At 69.3% G+C, this 14,202-nt stretch carries 8 protein-coding genes; 5 read left to right on the forward strand and 3 right to left on the reverse strand.

From position 1 onward, the window contains the following. Complete coding sequence (locus tag KF892_03270; protein ID MBX3624009.1) at window positions 1-735, reverse strand: TetR/AcrR family transcriptional regulator; 735 nt, start codon at window positions 733-735, stop codon at window positions 1-3. A gap of 170 nt (window positions 736-905) precedes the next feature. On the opposite strand from KF892_03270, the gene KF892_03275 reads away from it, so the two are divergent. After that, complete coding sequence (locus tag KF892_03275; GenBank protein ID MBX3624010.1) at window positions 906-6,875, forward strand: AAA family ATPase; 5,970 nt, start codon at window positions 906-908, stop codon at window positions 6,873-6,875. Between the two features lies 1 nt (window position 6,876). Here the strand turns inward: KF892_03275 and KF892_03280 are convergent, their stop codons facing one another. Next, window positions 6,877-7,695, reverse strand: a complete 819-nt coding sequence (locus tag KF892_03280; GenBank protein MBX3624011.1) for a helix-turn-helix transcriptional regulator — start codon at window positions 7,693-7,695, stop codon at window positions 6,877-6,879. Window positions 7,696-7,973: 278 nt separating this feature from the next. Then, the gene (locus KF892_03285; protein ID MBX3624012.1) at window positions 7,974-8,840 is read right to left on the reverse strand and encodes a hypothetical protein; all 867 of its coding nucleotides are present in this window, start codon (window positions 8,838-8,840) and stop codon (window positions 7,974-7,976) included. 252 nt (window positions 8,841-9,092) lie between these two features. Between KF892_03285 and KF892_03290 the strand changes: the two genes are divergently transcribed. From KF892_03290 to KF892_03305, 4 genes are all read left to right on the forward strand, one after another. Further along, on the forward strand, window positions 9,093-10,322 hold the full coding sequence (locus tag KF892_03290; GenBank protein ID MBX3624013.1) for a nitronate monooxygenase: 1,230 nt from the start codon (window positions 9,093-9,095) through the stop codon (window positions 10,320-10,322). 138 nt (window positions 10,323-10,460) lie between these two features. Further along, window positions 10,461-11,963: a PAS domain S-box protein gene (locus tag KF892_03295; protein ID MBX3624014.1), complete on the forward strand. Its 1,503-nt coding sequence runs from the start codon at window positions 10,461-10,463 to the stop codon at window positions 11,961-11,963. A gap of 12 nt (window positions 11,964-11,975) precedes the next feature. Beyond that, window positions 11,976-12,344 carry a response regulator gene (locus KF892_03300; GenBank protein MBX3624015.1) on the forward strand — a complete coding sequence of 123 codons (369 nt, stop codon included), beginning with the start codon at window positions 11,976-11,978 and terminating at the stop codon, window positions 12,342-12,344. Between the two features lie 5 nt (window positions 12,345-12,349). After that, window positions 12,350-14,074 carry a response regulator gene (locus KF892_03305; GenBank protein ID MBX3624016.1) on the forward strand — a complete coding sequence of 575 codons (1,725 nt, stop codon included), beginning with the start codon at window positions 12,350-12,352 and terminating at the stop codon, window positions 14,072-14,074. Window positions 14,075-14,202 lie beyond the last annotated feature (128 nt).

The following is a 14,202-nucleotide window of genomic DNA, read 5'->3' on the forward strand; positions in this document are numbered from 1 at the left end:
TCAAGCCTTGCGGCGTTTGTCGGCTGGTTTGGCGGCCTTGGACTTGTCGACCTTGGCCTTGGCGACCCTGGGCCTCTGGGCCTTGACCGTCGCGGGCGGGCTGGCCTCGTGCTGCTGGGCCTGCAGCGCATGCCAGCCCCCCATCGCGAAATCGCTCCACACTTGCGCGGCCCGCTCGGCGCTGATGCCGGCGCGCTTCAGGGCGCGCGACGAGAGGATGGGCGCGTTCACCGTCATCACCGTGCAGATGAAGGCCACGTCTTTCGGCACGCCGTAGGTCTTCATCAGGCGCTTGATGAAGTGCTCGGTGATGGCGCTGCGCTCGTTGCGCTCGCGCTGGTGCACGAGCTCGGCCACGCTGCGGTCGGCTGCCAGCAGGCGGATCACCGGGCCGCGCTCATACAGGTAGTTGAACGCGTTTCGGTTGGAGGCGCGGATCAGCGGCTCCAGCGGCACGTCGTCGGGCAGCACGTCGAGCTTGTGGCTGCCGAGGTAGACGTATTCGCGCTCCATCACCGCGCGCAGCAGGTCTTCGCGGCGCGTGAAGTATTTGTAGACGAGCGGCTTGCTCACGCCGGCTTCGTGGGCCACGTTTTCCAGCGTGAAGGTGGAGAGGCCGCGTTCCACGATGTAGGAGACGGCGCTGTCGAGGATCTGCTCGCGCCTCGCCTCGGGCGACATGCGCCGGGCGCGGGTGGCGGGTGGTTCGGCTGCGGTGGGTTTTCGACCGGGCATGCGCAAGAGGCGGCTATGACGCTGGGCGCGAGCATAGGGCCTGGTTTCGTGAAGAACCTTTCATTCGGCTCAGGGCTTACCCGTCTCAATGAAACGCACGGTCGGCCGATATCGAACGTAGCCAACCCTGGGCAGGCTCGCCCGGGTCTTCACGACAAGGTCCACACCAAATGACAAAGCGAACCAAGCCGACCGCTGCCAGCGTGCCCGCCCTCCAGCCGACCGAAGTGGTGCTCTACCGCACCGAACAGGCCTGCGTGTTGCGCCGCACCCAGCCAGACGGCCAACGCGTGGTGGTGAAGCAGGCCATTGGCGCGCCTGCCGTGCGCCGCCTGGGCCATGAGCTCGGCATGCTGTGCCGGGTGGCGCACGTGGCCGGCGTGCCGGTGGTGCTGGAGACGCCCGCGGCCGACACCCTGGTGCTGCGCGACGAGGGCGGCGTGTCGCTTGCCGACTACCTGCGCGAGCACAGCCTGAGCGTGGCGCAGGCGGTCGACTACGCGCTGGGCGCGGCGCGCATCCTCGCCGCCGTGCACAAGGCCGGCGTGGTGCACAAAGACATCGGCCCTGGCAACCTGCTCATCCACCCCGAGACGCTCGCGCCGACGCTGATCGACTTCAACATCTCGGTGCTGGCGACGGCCGACACCGGCGCGAAAGCCGACGCCAAGGCTGGTGCGGCCGAGGCCGAGATCGCCGGTACCTGGGCCTACATGTCGCCCGAGCACACCGGCCGCACCGGGCGCGTGCCCGATGCCCGCTCCGACCTCTACTCCTTCGGCGTCACGCTCTACCAGGCGCTGGTGGGCCACAAGCCCTTCGAGACCGAAGACCTGCTCGAACTCGTGCACGCCCACCTGGTGCAGATGCCCGAGGCGCCTGCCGCGCGGGTGCCCGAGCTGCCGGCCGTGTTGTCGGACATGGTGATGCGCCTGCTCGCCAAGGAGCCTGAGAAGCGGTACCAGAGCGCCGAAGGCCTGGCGCAGGACCTGCAGCGCCTGCAGCGTGGCCTGGCGGCGAAGAAGGTCGAGTCGTTCGAACTCGGCGCCTTCGATTTCGGCGCCGAACTCAAGGCGCCGGCCACCCGCTTCGGCCGGGAAGCGGAAGTCGCTCGCCTGCGCGCGGTGTTCGATGCCAGCGCCGAAGGCCGGCAACCCTTCCTGTGGATCTCGGGCGAGGCCGGCGTCGGCAAATCGGCTCTCATCGAAGAGCTGCGCAGCATCGCCGCCACCCGCCGCGCCTGGTATGCGGGCGGTCGTTTCACCCCTGAATCGGCGAACGTCGGCGCGCATGCGCTCGGCGGCTTCAGCACCCTCGGCCGCCAGCTCGTGGCCTTGCCGACGGAGCAGCTGGCGCCGATGCGCGAGAAGCTCCTGGCCGCCCTCGACGGCCGCCTCGGCTATGGCGTGGCGCAGCTGCCGGAATTCCAGAGCTTGCTGGGCGAGCACCCGGCCGTCGAACCCGAAGGCGATGCCGAAGCGGCCATCGCCGACGCCGCCGTGCGCCTGCTGCGCGCGCTCGCGAGCGCCGAGCGGCCGGTGGTGATGGTGGCCGACGACCTGCAGCACGCCCCGTCGCTCACCTTCAAGCTGCTGGCCGCCGTGAGCGCCGAAGCCCGGCGCCAGCCCATCCCCGGCCTGCTGCTGGTGGGCGCCGGCCCGGCCGAGCTGGCCGAGCGTCTCAAGGCAAGTGCCCCGGTCGAGCTTGCCGTGGCCCCGCTCACCGCCGACGCGGCGGCCCAGATGATCGAGAGCATGCTGCGCATGCCGGTCGCCGAGGCCGCCCCACTCGCGGCCACGCTTGAGCGCCACACGCAGCACCGCCCGGGCCGCATCCTCGCGCTGCTGAACGCCTTGCGCGCCGACAGCATGCTGACGCTGGGTGATGCCCGCTGGGAGTGGAACGCCGATGCAGTGCGCCGCTACGTGGGCGCCGCGAGCCCCGCCGAGCTGCAGGCGCGCATTGCCGCGCTACCGAAGGCCACGGCCGAGCTGATCAACACCATCGCCGCGCTCGGCGGCCACGCCGGCTGGGACGACCTCACCGCCACCACCGGCCAGACCAAGGCACGCCTGCGCAAGGCGCTCGCCCCGGCCCTCGATGACGGCCTCGTGGTCGAGGGTGACACCGGCCCCGCGCTGCCGCGCCCGAGCGTCGGCGACGCCGCGCTGGCCTTGCTCGCCGACGCCGAGCGCCGCGCGCTGCACCTGGGCTTCGCACGCAAGCTCGACGCCGCCAAGCGGCCGGAGGCGCTGGTCGCCACCCAATACTTCCGCGCGGGTCTCACCGCCGATGACAAGCTCGACGCCGGCGAGCGCCGCCGTGTCGTCGCACTGCTCGAAGGCGAGGGCGACGCGCTGCGTGCGCGTGGCCAGATCGAGCCTTCGGAGCGCTATCACCATGCCGCGCTGCAATCGCTGGTCGCCGTGGCCGGCGCCGACGATGGCCAGCATGTGTTCGAGCTGCGCGTGAAGCAGCTGCAGGCGCTCTTCGAGCTGGGCCGCCACGGCGAGATCGATGCCGCCTACCAGGCCGTGCTCGACGCCGCGCCCGCGCCCGAGCTGCTGAGCGCCCCGGTGCGCTACCAGATCTACAGCCTCATTGCGCGCGGCAAGTTCCCCGATGCCGTGAAGATCGGCCTCGACCTCCTTGCGCTGCTCGGCTCGGCCAAGCCGGCCGACATCCGCCCCGACCTCGGCGCTGGCATGGCGCGGCTCGTGGGCTGGTACCGCGGCGACGAGCGCCTGAAAGACTTCGACCGCCCCGAGATCAGTGAAGCCCGCGCGCTCGCACTTGCGCAGACGATTCCCGAGACCATGACGCCGGCCTATTTCGCCGACCCGCCGACCTGGGCCTGGCTGGCACTGCTCACCCACAAGATCTGGGTCGAGCACGGCCCGAACGCGCGGCTCGTGTCGGCTGTGGGTTCGCTGCCTTTCGTGCTGGTGGGTGCGCCGCAAGACTTCCGCGGCGCCCACACCGTGGGCCGCCACATGATCGCCGTGGCTGAGAAGCGCGGCTTCACGCAAGGTGAGGCGTTGTCGCGCTGCGTCTTCGCCATCGCGGCAGGCCATTGGGTCGACCCGCTCGAAGTGGTGCTCGAAGAGTTCCACCGTGCGCGCGTCGACCTGCTGCGCCAGCGCGAGCCGTTCGTGGCCTTCAGCTACGTGGCGAGCGACATCGCCCTCGACTGCATGCCCACGCTGGCCAAGGCCATGCCCGAAGTGCAAGCCGGCCTCGACTTCGCCCGTGACCAGGGCAACGTCGACTTCCAGCAGCGTTACCAGCCGCGCCTGCAGCTGCAGCGTGCACTGCGTGGCGAGACCAAGGCGGCAGGCTCGCTGAGCGACGACAGCTTCGACGAAGCCGACTACGTCACCAAGATCGACATGACGGGCCCGACCGGCGCGACCTACCAGATGGTGTGCACCATCCGCGCGGCGCTCTTCGGTGACATGGCCGCACTGGCGAAGCACTCGGCCGTGGCCGTGCCGCTCTCGGCGCGCACGCCGGGCTATTACCTCGGCGCCGTGGCCCGCGTGCTGCGCGGCCTCTCGCTGGCCGACCAGCTGCGCAGCGCGGCCGAAGAAGACCGCACCAAGCTGATCGAGGAACTCGATGCGACCGTGGCCTTCGTGAAGGCGCGGGCTGCGGACGCCCCGGCCAACTTCGCCCACCTCGCGGTGTGGCTGGAGGCCGAGCGTGCCTGGGCGCTGGAGTCGGTGTGGACGGCCGGCGCCGCCTTCGACGCCGCCATCGCCGCCTCGCGCGACGTGCCGCGCCCGTGGCACAAGGCGCTGATCCACGAGCGTGCGGCGCTCTTCCGCCTGTCGCAGGGCATGGAAGAAGCGGCCAAGCCCATCCTCTCGGCCGCCTGCGAGATGTACGACGCCTGGGGCGCCGCCGGCAAGGTGAAGGAGCTGCGCCGCCAGCATGCCTTCCTGCGCTCGGGCAAGGGCCTGTCACGCAGCGACTCGGGCAAGACCACGGCCGTGGTCGGCGCTGAGATGCTCGACCTGATGGCCGTGCTGCGCGCATCCCAAGCGCTGAGCTCGGAGACGGTGCTCGCCAAGCTGACCGACCGTGTGGGCAAGGTGCTGGGCACCATCACCGGCGCCACCGGCGTGCAGCTCATCGTGCGGCCGGAAGAAGGCTCGACCGACTGGGTGCTGGCCCACACGCTGGGCGATGCGAAGCCGATGACGGTGGACGAGGCCGGTGCGGCCGGCGAGCTGGCGCTTTCCGCCTTCCGCTACGCCGAGCGCACCCGTGAGCTGCTGCTGATCGAAGACGTGGTGCGCGACGAGCGCTTCTCCGAAGACGCCTTCGCGCAGAAGCTCGAGCAGTGCTCGATGATGTTCTCGCCCATGCTCAAGCAGGGCAACCTGCACGCGATGCTGGTGCTCGAGAACCGCCAGCGCCGCAACGCCTTCAGCAGCGACCGCCTCGACTCGGTGGCGCTGATCGCCGGCCAGCTCTCGGTGTCGCTCGACAACGCGCTGCTCTACGCCTCGCTGGAAAAGCGCGTGGCCGAGCGCACCGCGCAGCTGCGCCAGAAGACCAACGACATCAACGCCATGCTGCAGAACATGCCGCAAGGTGTGCTGACGGTGGTGGCCGGTGGTGCGATCCACCCCGAGTACTCCGCCTACCTGGAAACGATCCTCGAAACGAAGGACATCGCCGGGGTCTCGGTGATGGACCTGATCTTCACGAACACGAGCCTCGGCGCCGACCTGCTGTCGCAGGTGGATGCGGCGATTGCCTCGGTGATCGGCGAAGACGAGATGAACTACGAGTTCAACTCGCACCTCTTGGTGACCGAGTTCGACAAGACCCTGGCCGATGGCACGGTGAAGTCGCTGGCGCTGAGCTGGTCGCCGATCGCCAACGACGAAGGCACGGTCGACAAGCTCATGCTCTGCGTGCGCGACGTGACCGAGCTCAAGCGCCTGGAAGCCGAGGCCAACGCCCGCAAGCGCGAGCTGCAGGTCATCGGCGAGATCCTGGCGGTGAGCCAGGAGAAGTTCCACGAGTTCATCGACTCGGCGCGCGGCTTCATCGCCGAGAACAAGGCGCTGATCGAGAAGACGGCCGAGAAGAACCTTGACGCGATCAACCTGCTGTTCCGCAACATGCACACCATCAAGGGCAATGCGCGGACCTATGGGTTCCTTGGGCTCACGAACCAGGTGCACACCACCGAGCAGCACTACGACGACCTGCGCAAGGACGCAGACACCGTGTGGGAGCAGCCGGTGCTGCAGGCCGAGCTGGCCCAGGTGAGCGAGCTCATCGAGCAATACGCCCATGTGAACGACACCGTGCTCGGCCGCAAGGGCCCGGGCCGGCGCGCCTCGGTCGAGAAATTCCTGATGGTCGAGCGCGACACGGTGGCCGACACGCTCTCGCTGCTGATGGGCGTGGACCACAGCGACGCCAATGCGATGCGCCTCGCGCTGCAGCACGTGGGCAGCACGCTGCACATGCTGGGCACCAAGCCGATCGGCGAAATCCTCTCGGGCACCCTCGAGTCGCTGCCGTCACTGGCCCAGGAGCTCGGCAAGGCGGCACCGCAGGTGCACATCGAAGACCACGGCCTGATGGTGCGCACGCAGGCCTCGTCGCTCTTGAAGAACCTCTTCACCCACCTGCTGCGCAACTCGGTCGACCACGGCATCGAAGCCCCTGCGAAGCGGGCCGAGGCCGGCAAGCCCGAGGCGGGCCGCATCGACCTGCGCCTGCACGTGGACGACGGCAAACTCTGGATCCACCTGAAGGACGACGGCCGCGGCCTCGCCCTCGGCCGCATCCGACAGCGCGCGATGGAGCAGAACCTGCTCACGCGCGGTGCCAGCACCAGCGCCGAGGAAGTGGCCCAGCTCATCTTCCGCTCCGGCTTCTCGACCGCCGAAGCGGTGACCGAGGTCTCGGGTCGCGGCGTGGGCATGGACGCGGTGCGTGCTTTCCTGGAAAAAGAGGGCGGCTCGATCGCCATCCGGTTCCTCGACGACCGTGAGAACGCCGACTTCCGCCCCTTCGAGACGGTGATCAGCCTGCCGGACAAGTTCGCCGCGTCGATGCACGCCGCGATGTCGTTCGACGCGCTGCGCAGCCGGCTGGTGGCGGCGAAGGGCTGAGCTAGAAGTTTGCCTGGCTGTACGCCGAGCGGATGCCCACCCGCTGGCTGCTCAGCAGCTGCGAGGGTGGGCTGCCCACCGAGCGCATCCAGGTGCGGCAGAAGTGGGCCGAATCGGCAAAGCCCGAGCAGATCGCCATCTGCGTGAGGCTCATGCCCTGGCCGGCCATCATGGCCGCGAGGTCGAGCTTGCGCGAGATGGCATACATGCGCAGCGTGATGCCCATCTCTTGCGAGAAGAGGTGCGACAGCCGGTGATACGACAGGTCGACCTCGTCGGCCATGCGTTTCATCGAGGTGTTGGGCGCCGCATCGATCACCTCGCGCACGCGCTGGATGCGCGGGTCGAGGGGCGGTGGGTCGGGCAGCAGCCGGCGCGTGTGGGCGATGACCTGGTTGCCGACGTCTTGCGCGTCGCCCGTGCTCAGCTGGCCGGCGCGGGCGATATGGAAGCGCTCGTCGTAGCCGGCGAATCGTTCGCGCGGCAGCGGCCACACGTCGACCGGGTCGGCGCAGGTGCTGAAGGCGCGGAAGGTGTCGTGCGTGGGGCACAGGCCCACGCTCACCACGGGCACGTCGGGCGCCGCCACGCAGCGCCAGACGCCCGGGCGCAGCAGGAAGGCATTGCCACGGTGGCGGCCATCGGCCACTTCCACCTCGAAGGGCTCGCCGCTCAGCGAGAGCAGGATCGACGCGGTGATGCGCATCGACTCATAGGCCAGGCCGTTGCCGACAAAGAGGAAGCCGTGGTTGAAGATGTAGAGCCAGCCGTCCTTCGAAAGCGACAGCAACCGGGTACTCAGGTTCAACAGGGTGGACATGCTCGGGCTGGCGCCTCTCATCGTGGGCGCGCACACGTCGTGCCGCCTAGCTCCTGGTGAGGATGGTGCCTCTCACCCTCTGGCGAAGATTGAAGGTTGTTGCCAGTCTGATCATGGTTTTGCCTAGGAGAACCCATGCCTCACCCTGCGGCATTCCCCTCGGAAAACATGCTCAGACCGGCAGGAATAAAAACAGCGCCCGGTATAAAAGTGCGGAGACACCGGAGTTTCACGGGCGCCGATAAAACCTCGCAGGAGAATGAAAGGCCGGCGTTGCTTCAGGGCGTGGCAAACCCCGACAGCCAATTCAGGTTGGCCTTGAGGCCCCAGTTGGCCGAGCCGTTGCGCCAGTTGTTGTCGAGCGAGTTCTCGCTGCCGTAGCAGCCGCTGTAGGCGCGCTGGTAGCAGTGGTCGGCCTCGCCGTCACCCACGGCGCTGCCGCGGATCATGATCCAGCCGCTGCCGTTGCTGTTCAGGCACTCGTAGGCGCTGGAGCCGCAGCTCTTGCCGGTGACCGACTGCGACGAGCTGCGCACCGAAGAGGCCGTGCCGCCCGGGAAGATGTCGACCTCGCCGTTGACGATGCGCAGTTTGCTCGAGGCCAGCGTGTGGTTGCCGTTGTTCATGCACGAGGTGAGGCTGTAGGTGGAGTACAGGTTGTGGGCACCCATGCCGTAGGCGGCGCGCACGCGGCTGTCGTAGTTCTTCGCGTTGACCGCGATCACCGAGCCCTGGCTGAAGCCGGCCACGACCACGCCCTTGCTGCAGTCGGAATACGAGCGGGCGCACAGCTTGGAGACGGCGCTGCTGGTGGACCCGCTGTTGTAGATGTACTTGGCCTTCGAGAGGATCTGCGAGCAGGTGCCGAAGGCGCTGCTGTCGTACTGCACCGCGGCGGCCACGAAGCCCTTGGCGGCCATCTCGGCCACCGCGGCCTTGGCCTGCGCGTTGTTCCAGGTCTCGGTGGTGCCCACGGTGTAGATGAACACCGGGTGCTTGCCCGAGGACGGCTCGGTGCCTTCGATGCTGTAGGTGGTGAGGCCGGCCGAATAGCTCGACGTGAAGTTGCCGGCGAAGGCCGGGGCGCAGGCGACGGCGGCGCAGCCCAGCGCCAGGAGTTTGCGGATCAGGGCGGTTTTATTCATGTGCGTCTCCAATCGTTATTGAAAATACGCTGCGGGTTATCGGGATTTGTCGGCTGATATTTCCGTGCCGCAGTGAAGATTATTTTGGGACGCTCGTGCAAATTTGTATTGCACGTTCTTGCGCTGGCCGGCGTGTGCCGGCCTATCGTTTTCCCGCGGGGTTTTGTACCAACTTGCGCCGTGCGGCCTCAAATGAAGCGGTCTTGATGCACCGCAAGGGCGGGCGAGGGCGTGCTCGGTAGCCTCGCCGCCATGAATGAGCCTTCGACCCTTCCGTACATCGACCCGTCGCTCGCGCCCGCGCTGCAGCGCAGCGGGCTCGCCACCATGACCCTCGGCGATCGCGAGCTGCTGCCCGTGGTGCAAGGGGGCATGGGCGTCGGCATCTCGGCGCACCGCCTCGCCGGCACCGTGGCCAGCTGGGGTGGGGTGGGCACCCTCTCGTCGGTCGACCTGCGCCGCCACCACCCCGACCTGATGGAGCGCACGCAGGGCCTGGCCGCCCAGATCGGCCGCGAAGCCGAGGCCAAGGCGAGCATCGACGCCGCCAACCTCGAGGCCCTGGAGCGCGAGATCCGCGCGGCGCGCGTGGCCGCGAAAGGCAAGGGCCTGGTCGCGATCAACGTGATGCGCGCGGTGAGCGAATACGCGAGCTCGGTGAAGCGGGCGCTCGAATGCGGCATCGACGCGGTCGTGGTGGGCGCCGGCCTGCCGCTCGACCTGCCCGACCTCGCGCAAGACCACCCCAAGGCGCTGCTGATCCCCATCCTGTCCGACGCGCGTGGCGTGCAGCTCATCGTGCGCAAGTGGGAGCGCAAGAAGCGCGTGCCCGATGCCATCGTGATCGAGCACCCGCGGCTCGCCGGCGGCCACCTGGGTGCCGCGCGCGTGGCCGACCTGCAAGACCCGCGCTTCGATTTCGAGAACGTGCTGCCGCAGGTGCGCGAGTTCCTGCGCTCGGCGGGCCTCGAGCGCGAGGTGCCGCTGATCGCTGCCGGTGGCGTGCGCACGCACGGCGACATCGCCCGCCTGCAAGGCCTGGGTGCGGCCGGGGTGCAGCTGGGCACGCCCTTCGCCGTGACCGAAGAGTGCGATGCCGACCTCGCCTTCAAGCGCGTGCTGGCCGAAGCGCGCGACGAAGACATGGTCGAGTTCACGAGCGTGGCCGGCCTGCCGGCACGCGCGGTGGGCACGCCCTGGCTGCGCGCCTACCTCAAGATCGAAGACCGCCTGCAGAAGGTCACGCATGCCCGCAAGCGCTGCACCAAGGCCTTCGACTGCCTGGCGCAATGCGGGCTGCGCGACGGCCTGCCGGGCTGGGGCCAGTTCTGCATCGACCACCAGCTCGGGGCCGCCCTGCGCGGCGACACCAAGAAGGGCCTCTTCTTCCGCGGCGTGGGGGCCTTGCCCTTCGGCCCGCAGATCCGCAGCGTGCGCGACCTGCTCGACCGCCTCTTGAGCCCGGTGCCCGCGGCCGCCTGAGGCCCATCGTCATGTAGCACCGCTGGCCCCGCGCCGCCGCGCGGGCCCGCGATGCCCCTACCCATGCAAGGTGTGACAGGTACACCTGGGGGTGCCCGGTGCTCCAATGGTTAGCACCCCACCTCACGCACACCTTGCATGGACGCAGCGGCTGCCCCACCCGTCGAGGACACCCCCTTCGATGCTGCCACCCTGTACGCCCAGGAGCTGCCCGACGCCTGCATGGTGCTGAGCCCCGACGGCCGTGTGGAGCACTGGAGCCGCGGTGCGCACGCCACCTTCGGCTACGACAGCAGCGAAGCCATCGGCCGCAGCGTGCATGAGCTGGTGGTGCCGCCCGACCGCGTGGCCGAGCAGCGCAAGGCGCTGGCTGACACCGTCGGCGCGCGCTCGGTGACCTTCGAATCGGTGCGCCGACGAAAAGACGGCTCGATGCTCTGCGTCGACGTCACCACCAAGCTGCTCGCGGGCGCCGGCCGGCCGCTGATCCTGATGTCGGAGAAAGACGTGACCGACATCAAGGTGCAGCGCGACGCCAAGCTCATGGAAGCGCGCTTCCGCGACCTGCTCGAGTCCACGCCCGACGGCATCGTGATGGCCAACCCGACCGGCCACATCGTCATCGCCAACGGCCAGGCCGAGAGCCTCTTCGGCTACGGGCCGGGCGAGCTGCGCGGCAAGCCGGTCGACATCCTCCTGCCCGAGCGCTACCGCCGCTCGCACGTGGTGCACCGCTCCAACTACTTCCTGCAGCCCCGCAAGCGCGCGATGGGCTCCGGCCTCGACCTCGCCGGCGTGAGAAAAGACGGCACCGAGTTCCCCATCGAGATCAGCCTCTCGCCGCTGCGCACCGAGGAAACTTCGTTCGTGATGAGCGCCATCCGCGACATCAGCGAGCGCAAGCGCTTCGAGCGTGCTCTGCAAGAGAAAAACGTCGAGCTCGCCGCCGCCAACCAGGCGAAAGACAAGTTCCTCGCCAGCATGAGCCACGAGCTGCGCACGCCGCTCAACGCCATCATCGGCTTCACCGGCACGCTGCTCATGGGCCTGCCGGGGCCGCTCACCCCCGACCAGTACAAGCAGCTGCGCACCGTGCAGACGAGCGCCCGCCACCTGCTCGCGCTCATCAACGACCTGCTCGACGTGGCCAAGATCGAGGCCGGCAAGGTCGACCTCGCGATGGCGCCGGTCGACTGCTGCGCGGTGATCGACGAGGTGGTGGCCACGCTGCGCAACCAGGCCGAGGGGAAGGGCCTGCAGCTCGCCGCGGTGCTGCCCGCGGCGCCGCTGCTGTGGACGACCGACCGCCGTGCGCTCAGCCAGATCGTGCTCAACCTCGCCGGCAATGCGGTGAAGTTCACCGACAGCGGCAGCGTGACCGTCACGCTCGGCGGCACGCCCGAGGCGCTGCAGGTCACCGTCGACGACACCGGCGTGGGCATTCCGGCCGAGGAGCAGGCCAAGCTCTTCGTCCCTTTCAGCCAGGCCGGCAGCATGCGCCCGCGGGCGGCCGAAGGCACTGGCCTCGGCCTGCACCTGAGCCAGCGCCTGGCCGAGCTGCTGGGCGGGCGCATCACCTTCGAAAGCACGCCCGGGCAGGGCAGCCGTTTCGTGCTGAGGCTGCTGTCGGCCCCCGCCTGAGGACACACCGTCATGGCCCGCATCCTCGTCATCGAAGACAACCCCGCCAACCTCGAACTCGCGCAATACCTGCTCGAGCACCACGGGCACACCGTGCTCGTGGCCACCGACGGCAAGGCCGGCGTGAGCATCGCGCGCCGCGAGCGGCCCGAGCTCATCGTCTGCGACCTGCAGATGCCGGTGCTCGACGGCTACGGCGTGCTCGAGCAGCTCAAGGGCGATGGGTCGATGGCCAGCGTGCCCATCGTGGCGGTGACGGCGTTTTCGATGGCCGGCGATGAAGAGAAGGTGCGCCGGGCCGGCTTCGACGGCTACTTCTCCAAGCCCATCGAGCCCGAGACCTTCGTGCAGCAGATCGAGGCCTTCCTGCCTTCCGGTTGACGCCCATGGCCCGCATCCTCGTCGTCGACGACCACGCCACCAACCGCGACCTGATCGCCACGCTGCTCGGCTATGCGGGCCACCAGGTCGACGAGGCGGCCGACGGCGCCGAGGCCTTGCAGAAGGTGCGCGAGACCCAGCCCACGCTCGTGATCTGCGACATCCTCATGCCCACGATGGACGGCTACGAGTTCGTGCGCCGCCTGCGCGCCGAGCCGGCCATCGCCCACACCGACGTGGTGTTCTGCACCGCCACCTTCATGGAAAGCGAGGCCCGCAAACTTGCCGCCTCGTGTGGCGTGAGCCAGGTGCTTTTCAAGCCCTGCGAGCCGCAGCAGATCCTCGGCGTGGTGACGGCCGCGCTCGCCCACGAGCGCCCGCGCGGCCCCGCGGTGGCCACTGCCGACTTCGACCGCGAGCACCTGCGCCTCGTGACCGACAAGCTCGTGGCGCAGTCCAACGAGCTGCTGCACGCCAACCAGCGGCTCTCGGCGCTGACCGAGCTCAACCTGCGCCTTGCCTCCGAGCGCGACCCTTTCGCACTCCTCAACCAGGTGTGCCGCGGCGCACGAGACCTGATCGGTGCGCGCTACGCCATCCTCGGCGTGCGCCACAAGAACGGCGTGGACACGGCGCATTTCGCCACCTGGGGCCTCGACCCCGAAGCCTCGGGCCCCTTCGACCCGAGTGACCTCACCGCCGGCGTGCTGGGCATCGTGATGCAGGAGCGCACGCCGCGCCGCTTCCTCAACCCCTCGGGCGACCCGGTGCGCCTGGGCTTCCCGGCGAGCTGCCCGCCCTTCAGCAGCGGGCTCGTGGCGCCCATCGTGTCGCTGCAGCAGTCGTATGGGTGGATCCTGCTCATCGACAAGCTCGGCGCCGACAGCTTCAGCGCGGACGACGAACGCCTGCTCGGCATTCACGCCGCGCAGGCCGGCCGCATCTACGAAAACGGCAGCCTCTACCTCGCGATGAAACACAGCGCCGAGCAGCTGCAGATCGCCAACGAGACGCTGGAGCAGCGGGTGGAAAGCCGCACCGCGCAGCTGCGCGAGATCATCGGCGGGCTCGAGAGCTTCAACCGCACCGTCTCGCACGACCTGCGCGGGCCGCTCGGCGGCATTGCCGGTGCGTCGCGCAAGGCCTGCGAGTTCCTCGAAGCCGGGCAGCTCGACCGGGCCGCGCAGATGCTGGGCCTGATCGCCCAGAGCGCCGAGCGCACCGAGCGGCTGGTGAACGCGCTGCTGGCGCTCGCCCGCGCCAGCGAAACCGAGCTGCATCGCCAGCGGGTCGACACGGGTGCACTCGTGCGCGAGGTGGTGGCGGCGCTGCCGCCGCCGGCCGGCGGGGCGCCGGTGCAGGTGACGGTCGGCGAGCTGCCGCAGGTCGACGCCGACCCCACGCTCCTGCGCCAGGTGTTCGTGAACCTGCTCACCAACGCGGTGAAGTTCGCCGGCGCCGGCGCGTCGCCGCAGGTCGAGGTGGGTGCGGTCGAAGAGCAGGGCCACCCCGTCTTCTTCGTGCGCGACAACGGCGTGGGCTTCAGCGAGGCGCAGGCCGAGCGCCTCTTCCACCCCTTCCAGCGCCTGCACGGCGCGCGCTACGACGGCTTCGGCCTGGGGCTGTCGATCGTCAAGCGCATCGTCGAGCGCCACCAGGGCGAGATCCGCGCCGAAGGCCGGCCGGGGCAGGGCGCGACCTTCTACTTCAGCACCGGCAGCGGGCCCTGACGCGCGCGTCTCCGTGACGCACGCCACACCCTGCCGGCCTGCGTGGGCCGGCCCGTGCGAGGGCTTGACCGCCGTCAAGCGGTGCAGGGCGCCGGCTCCCCACACTCGCCGCGAGTCGATGGCCTGAT

Origin of the sequence: Rhizobacter sp. (assembly GCA_019635355.1) — a bacterium.
GTDB lineage: Bacteria > Pseudomonadota > Gammaproteobacteria > Burkholderiales > Burkholderiaceae_C > Rhizobacter.

Bases quoted from the DNA above. Each gene is read 5' to 3' on its own strand.
- KF892_03300 (MBX3624015.1), top strand. From the start codon at position 11,976: ATGGCCCGCATCCTCGTCATCGAAGACAACCCCGCCAACCTCGAACTC.
- KF892_03270 (MBX3624009.1), bottom strand. From the start codon at position 735: ATGCCCGGTCGAAAACCCACCGCAGCCGAACCACCCGCCACCCGCGCC.
- KF892_03275 (MBX3624010.1), top strand. From the start codon at position 906: ATGACAAAGCGAACCAAGCCGACCGCTGCCAGCGTGCCCGCCCTCCAG.
- KF892_03295 (MBX3624014.1), top strand. From the start codon at position 10,461: ATGGACGCAGCGGCTGCCCCACCCGTCGAGGACACCCCCTTCGATGCT.
- KF892_03280 (MBX3624011.1), bottom strand. From the start codon at position 7,695: ATGTCCACCCTGTTGAACCTGAGTACCCGGTTGCTGTCGCTTTCGAAG.
- KF892_03305 (MBX3624016.1), top strand. From the start codon at position 12,350: ATGGCCCGCATCCTCGTCGTCGACGACCACGCCACCAACCGCGACCTG.
- KF892_03285 (MBX3624012.1), bottom strand. From the start codon at position 8,840: ATGAATAAAACCGCCCTGATCCGCAAACTCCTGGCGCTGGGCTGCGCC.
- KF892_03290 (MBX3624013.1), top strand. From the start codon at position 9,093: ATGAATGAGCCTTCGACCCTTCCGTACATCGACCCGTCGCTCGCGCCC.